This is a genomic window from Fulvimarina endophytica (assembly GCF_003403015.1).
GTDB lineage: Bacteria > Pseudomonadota > Alphaproteobacteria > Rhizobiales > Rhizobiaceae > Fulvimarina > Fulvimarina endophytica.
Genome location: NZ_QURL01000012.1, coordinates 1 through 19,053, shown reverse-complemented (window position 1 = coordinate 19,053; position 19,053 = coordinate 1). Strand labels below are relative to the sequence as shown.

Below are 19,053 nucleotides of genomic sequence, written 5' to 3'. Positions count from 1 at the left end.
CACGGATGGTCGTTCTAGCGAGCCATAGCACACGGTCTTTTGAAGAAGAGCATGAGCAAATGCGTTGAATAGGGCTCTTCGACGGAGACCAGTTCCCATCCATCGGCCCCGAGCGCGTTCAGCGTTTCCGTGACGCTCTTCGCTGACTTCTCAGCCTTCATCGTTTCGACCCGATACTCAAATTTAGGCATGATGGGCCTCATCGCTCGCGTTCGCAGCTGGCAGATAGAATTCGGTGATGCCACGCGCGCCCTCGGAGCGTTCGGTCTGGATGACGACGTCGATCGAGCTTTCGATGTATCGGTGGATGTCGGCATAGGTCATCGGCAGCTCGGCCTTGAGGGCGGCTATGGCGAGGCGCTGGATGGCGAGCTGCGGCGTTTCGGCGTGGAGCGTCGTCATCGAGCCGCCATGGCCGGTGTTGATCGCTTCAAGAAACGTCAGCGCCTCGCGTCCGCGGACCTCGCCGAGAACGATCCGATCGGGGCGCATGCGGAGCGTTGCTGTCAGGAGGGCATCGGCGGACAGCGCCGGAACCTCTCGGTTCGAGATCAGCGAGACGGCGTTCGGTTGAGCGGGCAGGAGTTCGGCGGCTTCCTCGATGGTGACGATCCGCTCGTCTTCGGGCACCAAGGATAGAATCTTGCGCGCCGCGACCGTCTTGCCGGTCGAGGTGCCGCCGGCGACGATCATGTTGAGCTTGTGCTCGACGCAGAAGTGCAAACAGTGCGTGATGTCGCCGCTTTCAACGAGCGTGCGAAGCTCACGGGTCCGGGTACGCCGGCGTTCTTCGAGGCTTCGCTCTTCGCCGTAGAGAAACGTCAGCTCGACTGCGTCGAGAGAGAGCTTCGGAAAGAAGCGCAGAGCAATCGACGCGCCTTCGATGACGACCGGCGGAACCATGACCTGCGCGCGGACAGGACGGCCGCGATAGGCGATGCTGACGGAGACGATTGGCTTCGCCTTGCTCAGGGTGACCTGAGCTGCCGAGGCGATCTGATTGCCGAGGTCTTTTGCCTGTGTTTCGGTCAGGCGGGTCTCGACCGGCCGCATGAAATGGTCGCCCTGGAACTCGCCCCAGACGCGCCCGTCCGGATTGATCGCAAGTTCGATGACGTCGTCCCGGCGCGCCGCTTCGATCCGGTCGATCGAGCTTTCGAGATAGCCCGAGGCCGGCATCAGAAGATCTCCAGGTCGCGGTCAACCATGACGGTGATCGCGGCGCCTTGCGGGACCCGGATTGTGGGTTCGATCGAAAGGCTTTCGTCGATGGCGCTGCGCGTCGAGCCGCCGAAACCGCCGCCGACGTCTTCAATGGTATCAACGACGTCCGGGTCCGTCAGGCTTGCGGTCGCCAGTGAGGGTCCGGCGCTGACGATCGAGAGGAGCGCGGCCGAGCCGAAGCGCTCAAGAAAATGGGTGTCGACATCGCCGGAGACGCCGGCGCGTCCAAGCTGATCGCCGCCATAGGCGCTGATCTGAAAGCTTTGGTTCGAGGGCAGGATGATCCGGTCCCAAGCGATGGTAACGCGCTCCTGCGCCAGATCGATATCGGATTGATAGCGGCCGACGAGACGTGAGCCGCGCGGGATCAGGACGCGTGAGCCGTCGAAGGCATGGACATTCTCTGAGACGATCGCGCGGATGTCGCCCGGGAGAGAGCTGTCGAGCGCGGTTTCGAGTGAGGCCTGGATGAGCGTTCCCTGAGGAACGGTGCGCGATGGATTGGCGATTACTTCGGCCTGGGTGACCTTTGCGGTCGCCGCGCCCTTGCGCACGAAGGCGGCGTCGCGCGAGAGACGCTGATCGTCGCCGTCGCTTCCTGATCCCGCTGACCTGCCGCCGAAAGCGATCATGTCGCTGGCATCGCGCGCATCCTGAAACGCGGCGGCTTCTTGCCGGCGTCTTTCGAGTTCCGCAAGACGAATGTCTTCTTCAGACGGACCTGTCTGCGTCGGTCTAGACTGAAGCTGCGCCATTTCGAGTTCGGAGGATAGGCGGCGGAGCTGGCGGTCGCGTTCGTCGAGCCGGCGCTGTAGCTCTTCCTGCGCCTCGGCGCTTTCAGCCCGCAGGTTGTCGAGCTGAGCGACGAGGTCTGCGATCGCCGCATCCTGCTCGCTGGTGTCCGGCGCTGGCAGCGGCGCATTCCTCAGGCGATCGAGCTCGGACTTAAGGCTGGCGATCTCGGTCATCAGCGATGGGTCGACCATTGGTATTTCGGTTTCGACGATCTCAGGCTCCGGCGCTGGCTGAATGACAGGCTCAGGGATATCGAGAGAGCCAAACCCCTTACCAACGGGTTGGAACTCCGCTGGCGCGCTGGTCGCCATCGGTTCCTCGGCCTCGTCCAGCGTCGAAAAGATCGCAAGACCGCCGACGATGACGACACTGACTGTGACGCCGATTGCCGCGATCGGCGACATCCGGGCCAGCCCTGTTCGGCCCGACCGGCTTCTGCCAGCTTCGAGCGCCTTCAGGCGTTCGTCGAGGCTCTCGGCGGCGTTGATCTGACCGTTGGCTTCACTCATCCGACCGCTCCCGTCACCAAAGCCTGAGGCAGAGCCTGGATACAGATGACCTGATCGCCGAGGCGCAGAACCCATTGTCCGCTCACGCCGGAGACGCGGACTACGTCCTGCTCGGTGGCCAGCGTGTTGACCGACCGCTCGCCATTGCCGGAAACGCGGAAGATTGCAGGTATCGGCCTGCTCTTCGGAAACTGGAAATAGGTGAAGGTCCCGTTGTCCCAGACCGCGTTCGGCGTGATCTCGGACGAGCCGCTGGCGCCGTAGCTGTAATTCGGAGCACGCCGGGCGACGGCGTTCTGCGGTTTGTCGTTCGCGTTCGGGTAGGCGAACCGGATGACGTAGTGCGGATGCGCTGCTTCCCTTACATTGAAGTAGTAGCTGCGGCGGTTGGTGTATACCGTGATGTTGGTCGAAACGCCGCGCGCCGCCGGCTTGATGGCGAACGCCCGCCCGCCCGGAACGCCGTCGAGCTGGAAACCTTCTGTATCACCGGCGATGATCGAGCGGATGGTCTCGCCTTGGCCGAACTCGACGCTGGTGACGTGGGTCATCGCCACGTTGATGCGGTAGACCTCGCCGTCACGATAGGTCGCCTCACGGACCCGCTCATCATAGCGGCCGCTTGCCGGACGGGATTCTGAAAGGGCGGGCTGCGCTGCGGCGACCGTGACAGCGGTCAGGACGAGCGGCCCGACGAGCCGGAAGGACAAGGATCGCGACATCACGCGTCTCCTCCATTCTTGGCTTCGGATGCGTCCGGCTCCATGCGATCGGAGGTTACGCCGTATTCGACGACCGTGAAGCCGAATGGGTTCTGCCAGACATCGTCGATGGTCCGGCTCGTCTCGGGCCGAAACTCGAAGAGAAGGTTCGCCGTGAACTGGCCTGTCCGGCTGCCCCGCTGTGACGAGAGATGCTTTCTGAAGCGGACCTGGGCGCGGTTGTTCGTCAGAAGCTGGATCGAGCCGATTTCGACTTCAAGCCGCGCGTCCGTTCCGTAGTTTGTCGGCGGATAGTCCTCGTGGCCGCTTGTCCAAAGCGCGCGGAGCGAGGCGTCGGCGTTGCCGTCCGACATCGATAGGACGCGGCGGATGCGCAGATCGTTGTCGAGCTGGTTGTAGGTCTCGCGGGCTGTCACATAGCGAAAGACCTGCGACTGAATGATGGCAGGCCGCTCCTTGATCGACTCCGCCTCGACGGACGCGTTCGGAAGCGCGACGCCGGTCTCGGAATCGAACGGTATGACGACGGGTGGCGGATCGATGTCGAGAATGGCGACGCTCGCCGCAGCGAGGCAACCGACGACGCCGAAGGCAAGGCCGCTGAAGGCGAGGGTCCGCCAGAGCTGCTCGCGCCGCCGCGCGCCATAGACCAGCTCCTCTTCAAGGTATTCGTTCATTTCATCTGTTCCGTCGTGTTGTCGGCTGGTCTCGCGTGCGTAGGGAAGGGCCGCCTTTGCGATCCCGTTCGCGGTCGCAAACGCCACCGTCGTCGCCCGCTGGGCTGCCAATTCTTGCCTGATCGCTCGGCGTTCGCTCAGTCGAGGTCCGGTAGGGTGAAATCCATGAAGCGCTGCTCTTCGGCGATCGTCGCAGCATCGACGACGCCGCTCTGGCCAGCGCCGACGGTCTGGATCGCTTCGAGTTCCCACATGCGGGTGAGCGCAATCGCAAGTTCCGCAGTCATGCGGGTGTTGTGATCGACGCTCTCTTTGAGGGTCTCCTGATCCGGGATCATTGAGACGAGTTCTTCGACGCGCTCGAGGGATTTGCCGGCATCGCCATGACTGTTCGCGGCTGCCGCTGACATCACCGCGCCAGTCGTCGCGCGGGTCGCTGTATTCCGTGCCGTGACCTCGCCACTCGTCGCCATCTCGCGGATCGTGTCGTCGTCAAAGCCGGCTTCGTTGAGGACGGCTTCCATCTGGGTCTTCAGCTGCGGGGCTGCGGTTCCGATGAGACCGGAATAGTCGCCCTTCGCGATATCGCTGGCGAGTTCGATCATGTCCCCGAACTCAGCGTCGAGCAGGCCGTTCAGATCACCGTCCATCGCCATCTGAACGATGTTGCTCGCACCGCTGAGCGCGGCATAGGTCTCCTCGAGCTGATCGATCTGATCCTGAAGGAGGTTGATCTGTTCGACAAGCCGGTCGAGCTGATCGGTCTGGATGCCGAAGTCTTCCAGCATTTGCTGGAACTGACGGATCTCCTGGGCGATGTTCTGGGTATCGACGACCGGCACGCCTTGCGCGGGAGACGAAGACACGGAGGCAATAAGCGAGATGAGCATCGCACTGGCGAATGCGGCAGTGGTGAAGATCGATTGCGCCGAAGATGAGCGCCGCTTACCTGCAATGCGCGGAGCCGAGTAACTAACGCGGGCTGTCGACGCGAGCTTTCTGTTCTGGGCAAATGCGGGCATCAATTGATTTCCTGAAGCTCGAAGGTCATGAAGGCGCGTTCGCGGGCTATGCGGCTCGCCATCGCGATTTGCTCGGCCGACAGTGGCTTGGTCCGTGCGGCCTTGAGGCGGGTCCGAAGCGCCACCAGGCGGGCGAGTTCGGCACGCGCATAGGTGTTGAGGTCATAGGACTCTTTGAGGGTTTCGGTCTCGCCGATCCGGATGATGATCGATCGAATGCGTTCGACTGCGCCTCGGATCGTCGTCCGGCTCTCCGCGCCGTAGAAGCGCGCACCGCCGGCGGAAAGGCTGAGGTTCGAGTTGGCGAGCAGCGCCGGCTCGATCGTGCCGAGAGCATCGATGCCGCCGACCTTTGCGAGATACTGGTTGTAGCGGCGCGGGATGACCTCGACATAGTGCCGGGTTTCAGCAAACGGCGGTACGCCGCCATAGTTTTGGACATTGCCTGGACCGGCATTGTAGGCGGCGAGACCGTGGACGATGTTGCCGCCGAACATATTGAGCATCTGCGCCAGATACCGGGCGCCGCCGGTCACCTGCAGATAGGGGCTGTCGTAGTATTCCGGGTTGATGCCGAGATCGCTCGCCGTGCCCGGCATGATCTGGGTGAGACCGAAGGCTCCGACCGGCGATTTCGCACCGATCGCAAACCGGCTCTCCTGCCAGATCAGCGCCTGCATGAGGCAGCGCCACTGAACGAGCGACAGACCCGCCTTGCCGACGCCGGCGAGGCTATGAGTTTCCTTCGCTGCTTTTATGATTAGCTCTTCGACGTTGCCGCTCGCATCGCCGAAGAGGCGCGCTGCGCCGGGGTTTGAATCCTCCGCGCTGTAGAGCTCGTCGGCGTCGGGGCCATCGCGACCCAGGTCCGCCGCGGAGTCGCCTGACTCAAGACCGCCAATCATCCCGGCGATGTCGCTGTCGCCAGTGACCGCCGTCGAATGAACGGCGTCGAGAGTATCGAGCTGCTCGGATTTCAGCGCGTTGAGCCGGTCTGCCTTCGACAGCTGCGCGCGCTGGCGGGCGAGATCGGCCTCGCCGTGTTCGAGCGCCGCCTTGCGCTTAGCGAAGACGCCCGGATCGAACACCGGAACGCCTTGGGCGGAGGCCGGTAGAGCGGGAACGGTCAGCGCCGCTGCGAGGCTAGCGGTAAGGGCGAGCGCCTTCGATGATGAGAGAAATCGCTCAGCCATCGAACTGATCCCAACGCGAGGAGCCGAGCGGTTCGAACTGGCACGGGCCGTCGTCTTCCGATGCGTAGCTGAAGCAGTTCGCCGCCGGCGGGGTCGAGCCACACCCGCCAAGTCCCATGCCGATCATGGAAAGCAGGGTGAAGACGACGGACTTGAAGACGATAGTGGTCATGGGAGTCTCCAGAAGTCTGCACGGTCGCGATAGTCGGCACCGGCGAGCTCCTCGCCCTTTTCCATGCCGCCGAGAATTGTCAGGAGGGGACCGAGAGGGCTGAGGTCAGCGTCGACGACGACCGAACCCTGATCGTCTCGGACGAGAGCGAGCCGCGAATGGCTTCCCGAATTGAGAAGGACGTCGAGCTCCTTTTCCTGAAGCCCCAGCATGGCGTAGTCGTCGGCTTTCGCGCGGATGTTCGGCAGGAGGATCTGCGTCGGGACGGACTCGACGATCGTCTTGCCGGTGCGGGTACGCTCAAGCTGGTTGGCGTACTGGGTCATCATGACGACGACGGCGTTCTGTTTGCGCGCCGTCACCAGCCAATTGCTCAGGCGTTCGGCGAAGTAGCCGTTGTCGAGCGCCTTCCAGGCCTCGTCGATGACGATAATCGTCCGCCTGCGGTCTTCGATCACCCGTTCGACGCGCCGGAAGAGATAGGAAAGGACCGCCATCCGCTCCTTCTCGCTCTCGCTGTCCAGAATGTCGGTGAGATCGAAACCGACCGTCTCGCCCTCGAGTGAGAAGGTGTCCTCAAAGCTCTGGCCGAAGATCCAGCCATAGCGTCCGTCCCGTGTCCATTCGCAGAGGCGCTCGTGGATATCGCCCTCGTCATCGGCGGATACGAAGAGCGAAGCGAGATCGTCCCAGTTGCGAAGAGCGACATCCGCTTCGGCATTCTGCCGGACGACCTCCTGGATGCGGTTAATCTGAACCGGCGAGAGGGGTTTGTCGGAGCGCTGGACGAGGGCGGCCAGCCAGTCGGCGAGCCAGGCCTGGCCGCGGGCGTCGGTCTCGGTGCGCAGCGGATTGAGGCCGGTCGGCTCGGACGCGTTGATCGCGGCGTATCGCCCGCCATTCGCGCGGACCGCCATTTCCATGCCGCGGCGATAGTCGAAAACGAAGAGGCGGGCGCCCAGTCGCTTCGCTTCAGTCATCAGGAACCCCGCCAGCACAGACTTGCCGGAGCCGGGACGCCCAAGGATCAGCGTATGGCCGCCGGTCGGTTCGGCGTCGGGGGTGCCCCGTTCATGAAAATTGAACCAGAAGCCGCCGCGACCGACCGTCGGAAGCATCGTCACCGGCGCCCCCCATGGCGTCTCCTGGCCGCGCTTTCCCATCTGAGTCCGATGGAGGGCCGCGAAATCGGCGAAGTTTCGGTTGGTGATCGCGGCTTTGCGGCTGCGCTTGGCGGCGTTGCCGGGATGTTGGGCGAAGAAGTGGGTCTTGGCGGCGAGGCTCTCGTTGATCAGCGTGACGCCTTGCGTCGATCCGATGTTACGGATCTCCGCGCCGATCGCTTCGAGCCCGGCCTCGCTATCGGCGAAGACAGTCGCCGTCATGTGATGCTCGCCGAAGCTGAGACGTCCAGTTTCGAGATCGTCGAGGGCGGCGGGCATTTCCTCGAGCAGCGAGATCGCGCCGTCGTCGGCCGCGCGCCGCATGCGCATCTCGCGTTTGATCCGTCCGGCCATCAGGTTAGAGTTGATGCCCGTGAAGGAATGGGTGACGACCATGTCGACCGGCAGGTCGAGCTCGTCGAACATCGTGGCGGCGGAGGCCTGCGGATAGCTCTTGATCGCATAGGATGCGCCAACGCGGTTGCCTACGCAGCCTTCGGATAGTGTGAAGGTCGGCCCACGGAACGTGATGCGTGTATTGGCAACGTCCTGCGCAACATACCCGTAGGACGAACCGCGATAGATCGGCGTCTCACGCCCGGTGTTGAGTGCGCCGAGAAAGCCGAGCAGTTCGCCGCTGGACGCAGACAAGCGGCGTGGGTCCATGGCGGAAAAGGTGGAGAGAATGAAGTCGACGACTTCGTTCAGTCGGCGCAGCGACTTCTGCGTCTCGCCGCGAAGCCGGTCTACCGACTTCGACCGCCGGAAGGGCACCTTCGAGCCGAACGTCGGGCGTTTGATGACGGTGAGCGTCAGCGTCTTCTCGCGGAGGTCTGATCCGTCGAGGTAAGTGCGCCACCGATGATCAACCGCGGATGCGAAACTGTCGTCTTCGATCGCAGGCAGGCCATGATCGACCCGCTTCGAGACCTTGTGAAGATAGAAGGCGAAGTCCGAACCACTTTGAGTGATGATCCGTGCGAACAGGTTCCGCATCTTGTCGAGTACGGCGTCGTCCGTCGTATGGCTGTCGAGGCCCGACAGCCGGATCGACTGGAACAGTTCGTTGCCGCGCGTGCGGATGGTGACGTCGTCGACAAGAGAAACGTAAGGAAGGAGCGAGGCGAGCTCCGTCTCCTTCGCGGCCCAGCTCGGAAGAAGCTCGTAAGGTCGTGCGGTGTCATGGAGCATAGCTGTCGCCTCCGTGGCGCGCCCGGTTCGGCGTCGGCCGCGTCTCCTCCAGGCTGACGGCGACCACATTTAGGAAATGCGGGTCCCAGTCCGCGGCCTTCCAGATCGCCGGATAGGCGAGCGCGGAGAGTGCGAGGACAATCCAGCTCTGGATCCAGAGAAACAGAAGCACGGACGCGAACAGCCATACCATGGCGTACATCATCGGAAGGCCGAGGAGCTTGGCGGGCCGCACGAGGCCGAGATAGACGGGCGATTGTTCTGCCATGATGCCGAATGCCGCAGCTTAAGTCGTCGACCAGATTGAGCCGACGATGGTCGGGGCCGCCGCGACGCCTGCGATCCCGACGATCGTCCACATAGCTTGGCGGAAATCGACGATGCCGAAGAGCCAGGAAAGAAACACGCCGATTAGCGCCAGCGTGCCGATGGCGATCCCAAGCGGGCCGGTGATGATGTCGATCAGACCCTGCAACAGTGCCTGGACCGGTGAGAGATCCAGAGCCTGGGCGAGTGCCGGCTCACTGGCCATGAGAGCTATGGCCAAGATGGGCAGAAGCGTGTTGAGGCGAGGCGTCATCGGGTTTCTCCGTTGAGACGTTCGGCGACCGCCATGACGCGGACGACGTGGTTTCGGGTTTCTTCGAAGGGAGGAATGCCGCCATGGCGCGCGACCGCTTCGGGCCCGGCGTTGTAGGCGGCGAGCGCGAGTTTCTCGTCGCCGAAGCGCTCCAGCATAGCGAGGAGATAACGGGCTGAACCGTCGAGGTTCTGGACGACGTTGGATGGGTCGACGCCGAGATTGGCGGCCGTCTCTGGCATCAGTTGGCCAAGGCCGAGTGCGCCGACGGGACTGGTGGCGTCAGGATCGTAAGCGCTTTCGATCTCGATATTTGCGCGGAAGTATCGCCGCCAGTCGGAGACCGTCAGACTAGCGGTTCGAAGCGCGGGATGCGAGCCGTACCGGATGGCGGTGTCATCGATCGCAGTGAGAATGGCGGCGGGTGGCGTCGGTGCTGTAGCAATCGTGGAATGTGGGGACACGGAAGTCCGTTCGCCCGAAGTCGAGTTCACTGAGGCTTCGTTGGGGCCGCCATCGGCACCGTCGTCTTCGTTGCTTTCACCGAAGATGAAGAGACCAGAGCCGCCTTCGCGACTGGCGTCGCCGTAGGATTTCGAGAACGCGGACTGATGTGTCTGCGCTCGGAGTGCGCCATCGCCACGCACGGAGAACACCATGCTTTCGGCAGGAGCGAGCGTCGGAATGAGAAATGCGACAGCGAACGCTGTTCCGGAGAGGGCGTTAGTCCGCGCTGTCGTCAGAAGCGGGCGGAACCTTGCGCTGAAGCGCCCTTGTCCCCGCATTGAACGGAATATCGCAGAAGCGATGGCCCGCATCGTAGAGGAGGCTGCAGAGTCCGAGCATCGTCTTGAAGAGACGAGGTTGAAGTTTCGGACCAACCGCGTTCTTTCCTCGCTCGGTGACGAGAACGAACTCTTCGCCGGTTTCCTCCGAGACGACGCGAACGAACCAGATACCGGTCCAGGTATGGTTTTTCCGGACGGCACTTTTCTCGCAGACGACCTCGGCGCGGTATCCGCGTTTGATAAGAGATCGGAAGGCATCCTCGACGACGACATTTGGTGCTCGCTCGAACATCACGACCTGGCGCTCTCCTCTTTCGGTTCGTTGGACCGAACGGGATCCGCCTGGACAAGACGCGGTCCCGCTACAAAATACGTATTATGTCGGCAAGGGTTGGTTCGGGTCTTTTGAGCCACCGACAACATAAATCTAGCCGTTCACCCCACGTCACGTGAACCGCCCAACCGCCTGAATTTGAAGGGGTCGCATTCCATGCCGTTGCGCACTCGCAACGCTATTACTTTTACGATTATTGTCTTCGCTTATGGTTTGAGCACGGCGGCAGCGCGCGAGTGCGTCCCGCCGGAGAAGCCGTTTGTGCCTTCGGAATTGAAAGCTATCGAGCGATACGAGGATCTCCTACGAGACGACTTCGAAAGTTATCTGACCGAGATCGCGGGTTATATCGCTTGTCTCGATGATGAGCGCCGCCGCGCCTTCAGGGAGTCGAGAGATGTCACGAGGGATTATCGGCTTTTCCTCGATCTCGTCGACCAGTGAGACGGGCCTCGGAGGCGAGGGCATCTTTCAAAACTCGCGTCACGGCAGTGAGTCAGTCTGTGTCGCGGCCGCATGGATGCAGCAGAAAGGATTGAATGAAAACAAAAGACGTATAGTGTTGTCGCTCCTTCATAAATTTCGGGAGCGCTATAATGTTCGCAATCAAGATGGCTTTTGCCGCCTCAATTGCAGTTGTAGTGATCGGCTCTACGAGTACGCAAACCAAAGCCTATCCGGTCGACTGCGCGATCCTGCTCTGCCTCTCCGGCGGATGGCCGGTCTCAGCCGAATGCAGCGCCGCGAAAGCGGAAATGATCCGCAGGATCACGCCGACGCCGATCGAACCACCTCTGCAGATCTGGCGCTGTCCGATGCATGCTGGACTGTCGGGCCTGCCTTTGTCAGCAGGTGAGGAAGGCGGACATGATTTCGGAGCCCCTGCGTTCGACGCGGCTCGTTCGATCCGCGTCAGCGATATTCAGCGCCTCGTTCAATACGAGACCGATATGCTCGGTCCGGACGGAGAGCCGATCTGCCGGCGTTTCTCATCTATCCGGACCGGTTTCTACAATATCGAGGGCGAATACCGCTGGGTTCCAACGGGCGTAGCAAGTCTACCAGCATCCTATCCTGCCGCTCGCCTATTCGGCGACGAGGACTGCACGAGCATCTACGATCGCTCCGTCGTCATCGAATGGCGGGATATTGATGGCCGGCGTGATTTTGAGGCGATCGATTATTAGGGCTTCCGAAGTTGATGCACCTGGAGCCTGGTTTCGAATAGGAAGTACTCGACGATCGGGCGCTTGGAAACATCATGAACACGTTCAGCGATCTCAAGTTTCGAAAATTGATCTGACGACATTCTTTATCCAACTGACTCCGGGGTCGTTTGCTTTCTCTTCTGACCATGCGAGAAAAATCTTCGTTTTAGGATAATCGAACGGGGGCGCTAAAACCCGAAGGCGATAGATCGGAGCGACCATCATCGCATATCGTCTGGGAACGATCGCAATCATGTCAGAGACTGCAACTGTCGCAGCAAGGTCGGCAGCATTCGGAAGCACACATACCTCCCGGCGTTTCAAGCTTTCCGCCATGAGCATATGCGGAACCTGCAGCCTGCGGCGGATCTGGCTTTGTAGAATGGCGTGTCCGCAGGCCTCGAAATTCTCCTGCGTCAGCTTGGTACCGATGTCTGGATGCCCTTCTCGAACAATACAGACCGCTTCCGCGTCCGCCACCGGTTCGAAAACCACGCCTGGAGTCTCTTGCGGGAAGACATCCAACATCAGGTCGGCTTCGCCTTGCGCGAGATTGCTGTGGGGCTGCGTCCAGTCCGGCGTGATGACCTCGAGCGTGCAGCTGCCTTCCGGCTGATCCAGCAATCGGAGCAGGGGTGGCAGGATCGAGGGCACACTGAAATCGTGCAGGATCAGTTTGAAATGCCGATTTGCGGTGCGAACGTCGAAATCGGCTTCGATCTGCAGCCCGCTCCGCAGAGTGCCCAATGCCTGCGTGATCGAAGCCACGAGGCTGAGAGCCATCGGGGTCGGGCGCATTCCGCTTTCGCTGCGGACGAACAGACGATCAGAAAACTGCCCCCTCAAGCGATAGAGCGCATTGCTGACTGTTGGCTGCGAGAGGTTGAGCATTCTGGCAGCCTGGCTGACGCTTCCGGTTTTGAAGACCGCCTCGAAAACCAACAGTAGGTTTAAATCGATATCTCGAAGATCGCGCACGTGATCGTCCCTCCGGCATTCAAAAACAGAGACCGATCTATTCCATTTCGAAATATCTTGTGTGTCGTTTCAGCATCGATTTCATCCAGTATGAAGCGAAACGCGTCCAATCTATTTTGCGAAACAACCGAAATGCCCTGAAGTCTCTAAGTTATTCACAAAAGGAATAGAGCATATTGATGAGGCGGCTATTGCGTAAATAGCCCTTAACATTTCTGTCTCAACCGGCAGGTGTGCGACCGCAATCGCTGCGGCGCATCGCTGTTTGGCCGTTCGAACGAACAGGAACCGGGAAAGCGTAGAGCTCGAACGGATCCCGTTTAGCCGAACCGTCGGAATGTGGACCGTGGTGATCGACACGGACGATCGGGCTTCCGGCGTCCTGCGCCTCCGTGGTTCGTGGTGGAGCGGGGAAGTCCATGCAGTCTCATCTTGCGAAAGCACTGTTCGGTGTCGTCGCTCTCCTGATCCTGCTTTCAAGCGAAAGCGCTTATGCACAAGGGTCTCCCGCTTGCCAGGCGATCAACCAAGAGTTTGGAACGACGCAGATCTTTTCTTCGCCGCTCGGCGAAAACAACGCTTTCCAGAGTCAATACTTTTCAGGAGGCCCTAATGGTCCGCTCACGCCAAGCGAGACGCTTCGGTACGAAGCGAGCTCGACTGGCGGCTCAGCCGGAAGCGCAACTCGATTTCAATTGTTCTCGAACACGTCCGACCAAGGCAACGTGTTTGCCGAGGACGTGGTCGCCGCCCCGAACGACTTCAATGTCAGCGGCTCCTTCGTCATTCCCCAGAACACGGGAAATACGCGGCTCCTCGTCCGAGCTGACAGTCGGACCAACATCCAGTCTGTAAGTTACCGGGTTACCTGCGATCCGATCGCGACTGTTCCCGGCGCGCCGGTGAACGTTGCGGCTTCGGCTGCGGGCGACGGTTCGGCGACGGTCTCCTTCGATCCCCCGGCCTCGAACGGCGGCGCCGCGGTCTCCGGCTACACCGTGACCTCTGCACCCGGCGGCATCACCGCGACCGGCACGGCATCGCCGATCACCGTCACCGGCCTTGCCAACGGCACCGCCTATACCTTCACCGTCACCGCGACCAACGCGGCCGGAACGGGGCCCGCATCCGATCCCTCCAACTCTGTGACGCCGATCGCCCCGCCGGTGGCAAACGACAGCACGGCCAGCGTCGCGGCCAACTCGACCGACAACGATCTGCCTCTCGACATCACCGGCGGGGCCGCCGCCTCGCTGGCGATCACGACGGGTCCGGCGAACGGAACGGCGACGGTCTCTGGAACGTCCATCCTCTATACGCCCGATGCCGGCTATTCCGGATCCAACAGCCTCGCCTACACCGCGACCAATGCCAGCGGCACCTCGGCTCCGGCCACCGTCGCGATCACCGTTACGGCGCCGACGCTCGTCCTCTCCCCGGCGACCCTGCCGGACGCCACCGTCGGCGCGCCCTACAGCCAGACGCTCACCGCCGCCAACGGTACCGCGCCCTACAGTTCACCGTCACGGCGGGAGACCTGCCGGCGGGACTGACGCTTGTAACGGGCGGGACGATCTCGGGAACCCCGAGCGAAGCCGGCACCTTCACCGCGACCATCCAGGCCACCGACGCCAACGGCGCCATCGGATCGGCCGACTACACCATCGCCGTCGCCCCCGCCGTTCCCGGCGCGCCGGTGAACGTCGCGGCCTCGGCTGCGGGCGATGGTTCGGCGACGGTCTCCTTCGATCCCCCGGCCTCGAACGGCGGCGCGGCGATCTCCGGCTACACCGTGACCTCCGCGCCCGGCGGCATCACCGCGACCGGCACCGCATCGCCGATCACCGTCACAGGCCTTGCCAACGGCACCGCCTATACCTTCACCGTCACCGCGACCAACGCCGCCGGAACCGGACCTGCACCCGGTCCTTCCAACGCCGTCACGCCCCTGGCTGGAAATGTTGCCCTTGCGTCACTAACCGTCGATCCAGGTACGCTGTCGCCGGCCTTCGACGGCGCTACCAGATCCTACAGCGTAGCCCTGACCAATGATCAGGCAACAATCACCGTCACACCGACCGTGGTCGAGCCGAACGCCAGCGTTGCGGTTGGAGGGACGGCCACCGCCTCGGGCACCGGTGTCAGGGTTCCGCTGACCGTTGGCGCAAACACGATCGACATCGTGGTCACCGCACAGAACGGAGCGACCGCCACCTATACCGTGACGGCGACGCGTGCCGCTTCAGCCGATGCCAGACTTGCCTCTCTCGCGGTCAATCCTGGCGCCCTGTCTCCGGCCTTCGAGGCAGCAACGCGGTCCTACAGCGCCGCACTGACGAATGATCAGACAACGATTACCGTCACGCCAACAGTGACCGAGACGAATGCCAGGGTTTCGGTCGGCGGCACGCCGACCACCTCGGGCACCGGTGTCGCAGTTCCGCTCGCCGTTGGCGCCAACACGATCGAGGTGGTGGTCACCGCGCAGAACGGTACGACCGCCACTTATACCGTAACGGCGACGCGAGCGGCACCTTCACCGATTGCACTGTCGCGAACGGTCGAGGCTCTTGCGGGAACGACCGTCGCGGTCGATCTCACCGAAGGCGCCTCGGGCGGCCCCTTCACCGGCGCTACCATTGTCTCGAATGCGACGTCCTCCGCCGGTACGGCTCGCATCGAGGGCAATCGCACGCCGCGGATGATCTTCTCCGCGAGCTCGACATTCGCCGGAACGAGCAGTGTCGCATACACACTGTCGAACGCATCCGGCACGTCCGCGCCTGCAACGATCGTCTTCTCCGTCATCGCGCGGCCCGATCCGGCACAGGATCCGGAAGTGATTTGGCTGGCAAACGCACAAGTGGGAGCGTCCAAGCGGTTCGCACAGGACCAGATCCGCAATTATAACGACCGCCTCGAACAACTGCGCGACGAAGGAACCCGCAGAAACAACTCGATGGGCGCACGCCTGCGCTATAACCCATCGTCGCCATCGGAGAGCGTGGGCGATCGCGGCGTTCAGGCCATGGACGATCTCGACTCCGAAGTCTCCTCGGCTGTCTACGGCTCCGATCCCATACCAGGTCTCCTCGCTTATGGGCCCGGCGAATTGCGGCCTTCGGGGAAGCTGGAAGACACCGTTCAGTCCCTCGCGCCGGGTGGAATCGATCTCGGTCGGTTCGCCGTGTGGACAGGCGGATACGTGAACTTCGGCGATCGAGACGACGCCGGTTTCGACTTCGACTACACGACGACCGGCTTGTCCGGCGGCATCGATTACCGCTTCTCCGACAGCTTGGTCGCGGGCTTCGGCGTTGGATATGGGCGCGATGCGTCCGATCTCGGCGAAAACGGAACCAAGAGCCGCGGCGAGGCCTACAGCGCGGCGGTCTACGGATCGTGGAACGCCACCGAGGGACTGTACATCGACGGTCTTGTGGGCGCAGGAACACTGGATTTCGACAGTCGCCGCTTCGTCACGAGCGATGGTTCCGCTATCGACGGCGAGCGAAGCGGACGACAGCTCTTCGGCTCGCTGACGACCGCCTACGAGATCCGCAACGAGAGACTGCTCCTCTCGCCTTATGGACGGGTCGAGCTCTCTCGTTCGTGGCTCGATGGCTTCTCTGAGAACAGTGCAGGCATCTACGCTCTGACCTATGGCGATCAGACGGTGGATGCGCTTTCAGGCGTCCTTGGTGTGCGTGGCTCCTACGCCTTCGCCATGGATTGGGGCGTCCTGACGCCGGGGTTCAGGGTCGAGTACGCCCATGACTTCGCCGGCGATAGCGATGTCCTGCTTGGCTACAGCGATATCGGGACGACCCCTTACGAGCTGACCACCGAAGGCTCCCTTCGCGATGCCACGAGCTTCGGTCTGTCGCTGGACGCAGACGTTCTCACGGATTGGTCGCTCGGCCTGGACTACCGAACGACGTTCGGCGTCGACGAACAGAACCACGCCTTCGGCCTGACGATCGGCACGCGGTTCTGAGCCGCTTGCCGCCGATGCCTGAGCCAGCCGCGCAAGAAAAGGACTGCCCGGACCATCCGGGTTGTTCCTTCAAACCGCTCGATGAGCAACCGCACGAGACAATGCAAAAGGAGAGACAACATGGAAAATTTTCTCGGAGAGATCCGGATCTGGCCGATCGCGGAAGCTCCGGTCGGCTGGGCGTTGTGCAACGGTCAGCTGCTCAGAATCAGTGCCGCGCCGGCACTCTTCCAACTTCTAGGAGCACGTTTCGGCGGTGACGGAAGCACGACGTTCGCGCTGCCGGATCTGCGTGGCCGCGTTCCGCTTGGTGTCGGCCTGAACAATCTCGGCGATTTTTCGCTGGGACAAGCTGCCGGCGCCGCGCAGACGACGCTGACACAGGCGAACCTGCCGTCGCACACCCATCTTGCCATGGTGAAGGTGAATTCCCAGCCAGTGCAGACAACCTTCAATGCAACGACCGAGTCCAGTTCCAGCGAGGTTGCGACCGTCGGCGCGCAGCTGGGTGCCGTTAACCCAGGTGGGACGAACATCTACGCCGCGTCGGGCAGCACTCAGATTCCACTCGGTGGTATCGAAACCAGCCAGCCGAACACGCAAGTCGAGGTCGAGAACGGGCCTACCGGCGGTTCGATGCCGTTCGACAACCATCAGCCCTACCTCGCAATCAACTACATCATCGCCATAACTGGTCTGTTTCCGAAATTTCCCTGATCTACTCAGCAGAAGCTGTCGCGGTCTTTCATGGGATTTGAACATACAGTCCGGTTGCGAAAACGAAGCGCCAACAGTCTGTTGACGGTATAGGTCGGAAGAACAAGCCCATTTGCCGGCTTGGCCGCCGACGTCCTGCTGGCGCTGTTCCTCCCCACCGTACTCTCGATTGAAAGCGTATGCGCTGCGCGACTTGTGGGTGCGGATCGGAGAAGGTTGCGGCCAGAGCGGAGAGTTCCGTTTGGGAAAGGCCGGGAAGGCCGTGATAGATTGCGGCCGATCGAAAGTACGTCGGCGTGGTGCGGATGCGACCGCCTCCCCAGCCGGACCGCTCTTCCCTTCGCTGTTGAGGGCTGCGGTCCGGGCGACCCTCGTCTTCCTCTCTACGATCGCGAAAGAAGAGACTCTGCTTCAAAGATCAGGCAAAATCCGAATCGAGGCGGTCAGCGTCCATGTCTGGTTCATCCGTCTTGCGGCTCATGATCCGCTCGAAAGCATCAAGATCAGCAGCGGCAGCTATTCGTTCGAATTCATCGGCTGTTGCGAATGCTGAGATTTTTCGGCAACCGCGATCGCGATGAATTGATTGACGCTCGTCTGCTCGCGTTCAGCGAGACCGTCGATGGCGTTTCGCAGGGAGGTCGGCAAACGTAGCGAATAGGTCGGTAAGCGAGAACGCTGCGCACTTTTGCGAGAAACATCTGTCATCCTTGTCTGCTCGAGAGTTCCTTCGCTCCGATCAGATTCAGTACGATTGCCGTCTTGTTCCCAAATGTGGAACGCGCTATCTTGGCCGTTATGCAAATTCTATCGAAGCGGGCGCTACGACAGTTCTGGGAAACCCATCCCCAAGCCGAGGTGCCGCTTCGAACCTGGTACGCCCTCGTCGATAAGGGCGTGTTGCAAAGTTTGGCCGCTTAACGCTGGGTTGACCCTATCCACTGATTCTCGCGCTCTCATAGACGGAGAGCCTTGCCATGATCCTGAACACGATCGCCGAGAAGCTGAAGCGGCAGTCGAAGGACGACTTCAAAGGCCGGCAGTTTGAAGCGTGGCTGATCGTGCAGGCGGTCGCCTGGTATCTGCGCTACCCGCTGAGCTACCGCGATCTCGAGGAGATGTTTGCCGAGCGCGGCTTCGCGGTCGATCATTCGACGATCAATCGCTGGGTTCTCGCCTACGCGCCGCTGATCGAGAAGCGTGCGCAGGTTTCGCAAGCCCCATTGCGGCTCAATTCGGATCGACGAAACGTATGTGAAGATCCGCGGCCAGTGGCGATATCTGTACCGCGCGATCGACAAGCACGGCAACGCTGTCGACTTCCTTCTGACAGCCAAGCGCAACGCTGACGCGGCCAGGCGGTTCTTCCGCAAGATGCTGAAGGACGAGCCGCTTTTGTCGCCGACGACGATCGGCACCGATGGCGCCGGTACATTCCCTGGCGCGATCCGTTCCGCCGTCGAGGACGGGCTGATGGTGGCCGATCCCGTCCATCACGTCACCAAGCATCTCCAGCAAGGGATCGAGAGTGATCATTTCCAAGTGAAAAGGGCAATGCCGAAGATCGGCGGCTTCCGTTCATTCAGTACGGCGCGTCGATCGATCAAAGGGTTCGAAGCGATGCTGTGGCTGAAGAAGGGCTTCGGCTTCACGGGCGAATGGACGGTTCACAGCCAGAATGATCTCGTCGCGCAGATCTTCGGACTTCAAAAAGTTAATAAAGTCTGAAGCATCTAAGTGAGACAATGGCTCCGCGCCCTTCGCTCGAAGTTGCGACACGCCC

Annotated in this window: 19 protein-coding genes and 2 pseudogenes; 8 read left to right on the top strand and 13 right to left on the bottom strand. The window is 61.7% G+C overall.

Annotation, left to right across the window (positions count from 1 at the left end):
- Positions 1-14: 14 nt before the first annotated feature.
- The 12 genes from DYI37_RS20635 to DYI37_RS18770 all read right to left on the bottom strand — a co-directional run bounded on the left by DYI37_RS20635 (position 15) and on the right by DYI37_RS18770 (position 9,907).
- Entirely contained in the window at positions 15-191 is a 177-nt protein-coding gene (locus DYI37_RS20635; protein ID WP_116684855.1) for a DUF4177 domain-containing protein, read from the bottom strand.
- Positions 184-1,179 (bottom strand): ATPase, T2SS/T4P/T4SS family, encoded by a 996-nt coding sequence (locus tag DYI37_RS18820; RefSeq protein ID WP_116684822.1) that lies wholly within the window; start codon positions 1,177-1,179, stop codon positions 184-186. Before DYI37_RS18820 ends, DYI37_RS20635 begins: the two co-directional genes overlap by 8 nt.
- Complete coding sequence (locus DYI37_RS18815; protein WP_245414005.1) at positions 1,179-2,423, bottom strand: TraB/TrbI/VirB10 family type IV secretion system protein; 1,245 nt, start codon at positions 2,421-2,423, stop codon at positions 1,179-1,181. Before DYI37_RS18815 ends, DYI37_RS18820 begins: the two co-directional genes overlap by 1 nt.
- Positions 2,424-2,524: 101 nt before the next feature.
- Positions 2,525-3,250 carry a TrbG/VirB9 family P-type conjugative transfer protein gene (locus DYI37_RS18810; RefSeq protein WP_116684821.1) on the bottom strand — a complete coding sequence of 242 codons (726 nt, stop codon included), beginning with the start codon at positions 3,248-3,250 and terminating at the stop codon, positions 2,525-2,527.
- The gene (locus tag DYI37_RS18805) at positions 3,250-3,927 is read right to left on the bottom strand and encodes a VirB8 family type IV secretion system protein (protein ID WP_116684820.1); all 678 of its coding nucleotides are present in this window, start codon (positions 3,925-3,927) and stop codon (positions 3,250-3,252) included. Before DYI37_RS18805 ends, DYI37_RS18810 begins: the two co-directional genes overlap by 1 nt.
- A 137-nt stretch (positions 3,928-4,064) precedes the next feature.
- On the bottom strand, positions 4,065-4,769 hold the full coding sequence (locus tag DYI37_RS18800) for a type IV secretion system protein (protein ID WP_245414004.1): 705 nt from the start codon (positions 4,767-4,769) through the stop codon (positions 4,065-4,067).
- Between the two features lie 179 nt (positions 4,770-4,948).
- Complete coding sequence (locus DYI37_RS18795; protein WP_116684818.1) at positions 4,949-6,142, bottom strand: lytic transglycosylase domain-containing protein; 1,194 nt, start codon at positions 6,140-6,142, stop codon at positions 4,949-4,951.
- Positions 6,135-6,314: a hypothetical protein gene (locus tag DYI37_RS18790; protein ID WP_116684817.1), complete on the bottom strand. Its 180-nt coding sequence runs from the start codon at positions 6,312-6,314 to the stop codon at positions 6,135-6,137. The genes DYI37_RS18795 and DYI37_RS18790 overlap by 8 nt, the downstream gene beginning before the upstream one ends.
- A complete protein-coding gene (locus DYI37_RS18785; protein WP_116684816.1) occupies positions 6,311-8,668 on the bottom strand; it encodes a VirB4 family type IV secretion/conjugal transfer ATPase in 2,358 nt (785 codons plus the stop codon). The genes DYI37_RS18790 and DYI37_RS18785 overlap by 4 nt, the downstream gene beginning before the upstream one ends.
- Positions 8,658-8,936, bottom strand: coding sequence for a VirB3 family type IV secretion system protein (locus DYI37_RS18780; RefSeq protein WP_116684815.1), 279 nt, complete (start codon positions 8,934-8,936; stop codon positions 8,658-8,660). The genes DYI37_RS18785 and DYI37_RS18780 overlap by 11 nt, the downstream gene beginning before the upstream one ends.
- A gap of 18 nt (positions 8,937-8,954) precedes the next feature.
- Positions 8,955-9,248 carry a TrbC/VirB2 family protein gene (locus DYI37_RS18775; RefSeq protein ID WP_116684814.1) on the bottom strand — a complete coding sequence of 98 codons (294 nt, stop codon included), beginning with the start codon at positions 9,246-9,248 and terminating at the stop codon, positions 8,955-8,957.
- Complete coding sequence (locus DYI37_RS18770) at positions 9,245-9,907, bottom strand: lytic transglycosylase domain-containing protein (RefSeq protein ID WP_116684813.1); 663 nt, start codon at positions 9,905-9,907, stop codon at positions 9,245-9,247. Before DYI37_RS18770 ends, DYI37_RS18775 begins: the two co-directional genes overlap by 4 nt.
- Before the next feature lie 148 nt (positions 9,908-10,055).
- Between DYI37_RS18770 and DYI37_RS19825 the strand changes: the two genes are divergently transcribed.
- The 3 genes from DYI37_RS19825 to DYI37_RS18755 all read left to right on the top strand — a co-directional run bounded on the left by DYI37_RS19825 (position 10,056) and on the right by DYI37_RS18755 (position 11,557).
- Positions 10,056-10,445, top strand: a complete 390-nt coding sequence (locus tag DYI37_RS19825; RefSeq protein ID WP_147307950.1) for a hypothetical protein — start codon at positions 10,056-10,058, stop codon at positions 10,443-10,445.
- An 81-nt stretch (positions 10,446-10,526) separates the two neighbouring features.
- Positions 10,527-10,814 carry a hypothetical protein gene (locus DYI37_RS18760; RefSeq protein WP_199520215.1) on the top strand — a complete coding sequence of 96 codons (288 nt, stop codon included), beginning with the start codon at positions 10,527-10,529 and terminating at the stop codon, positions 10,812-10,814.
- Between the two features lie 152 nt (positions 10,815-10,966).
- Positions 10,967-11,557, top strand: coding sequence for a hypothetical protein (locus DYI37_RS18755; protein ID WP_199520211.1), 591 nt, complete (start codon positions 10,967-10,969; stop codon positions 11,555-11,557).
- A gap of 93 nt (positions 11,558-11,650) precedes the next feature.
- Here DYI37_RS18755 and DYI37_RS18750 read toward each other — a convergent pair whose 3' ends face one another.
- Positions 11,651-12,556 (bottom strand): LysR family transcriptional regulator, encoded by a 906-nt coding sequence (locus tag DYI37_RS18750; protein WP_116684811.1) that lies wholly within the window; start codon positions 12,554-12,556, stop codon positions 11,651-11,653.
- 695 nt (positions 12,557-13,251) lie between these two features.
- On the opposite strand from DYI37_RS18750, the gene DYI37_RS18745 reads away from it, so the two are divergent.
- The 5 genes and pseudogenes from DYI37_RS18745 (at position 13,252) to DYI37_RS18730 (ending at position 18,998) form a co-directional block, all read left to right on the top strand.
- Complete coding sequence (locus DYI37_RS18745) at positions 13,252-14,109, top strand: fibronectin type III domain-containing protein (RefSeq protein ID WP_158555223.1); 858 nt, start codon at positions 13,252-13,254, stop codon at positions 14,107-14,109.
- Positions 14,094-14,168, top strand: a pseudogene (locus tag DYI37_RS20605) (hypothetical protein); the annotation flags it as partial. The gene DYI37_RS18745 and the pseudogene DYI37_RS20605, both read left to right, overlap by 16 nt.
- An 84-nt stretch (positions 14,169-14,252) precedes the next feature.
- The gene (locus DYI37_RS18740; RefSeq protein ID WP_116684809.1) at positions 14,253-16,553 is read left to right on the top strand and encodes an autotransporter domain-containing protein; all 2,301 of its coding nucleotides are present in this window, start codon (positions 14,253-14,255) and stop codon (positions 16,551-16,553) included.
- A 120-nt stretch (positions 16,554-16,673) separates the two neighbouring features.
- A complete protein-coding gene (locus tag DYI37_RS18735; protein WP_116684808.1) occupies positions 16,674-17,270 on the top strand; it encodes a phage tail protein in 597 nt (198 codons plus the stop codon).
- Positions 17,271-18,247: 977 nt separating this feature from the next.
- Positions 18,248-18,998: pseudogene (locus DYI37_RS18730) on the top strand (IS6 family transposase).
- The last annotated feature ends 55 nt before the right edge of the window (positions 18,999-19,053 follow it).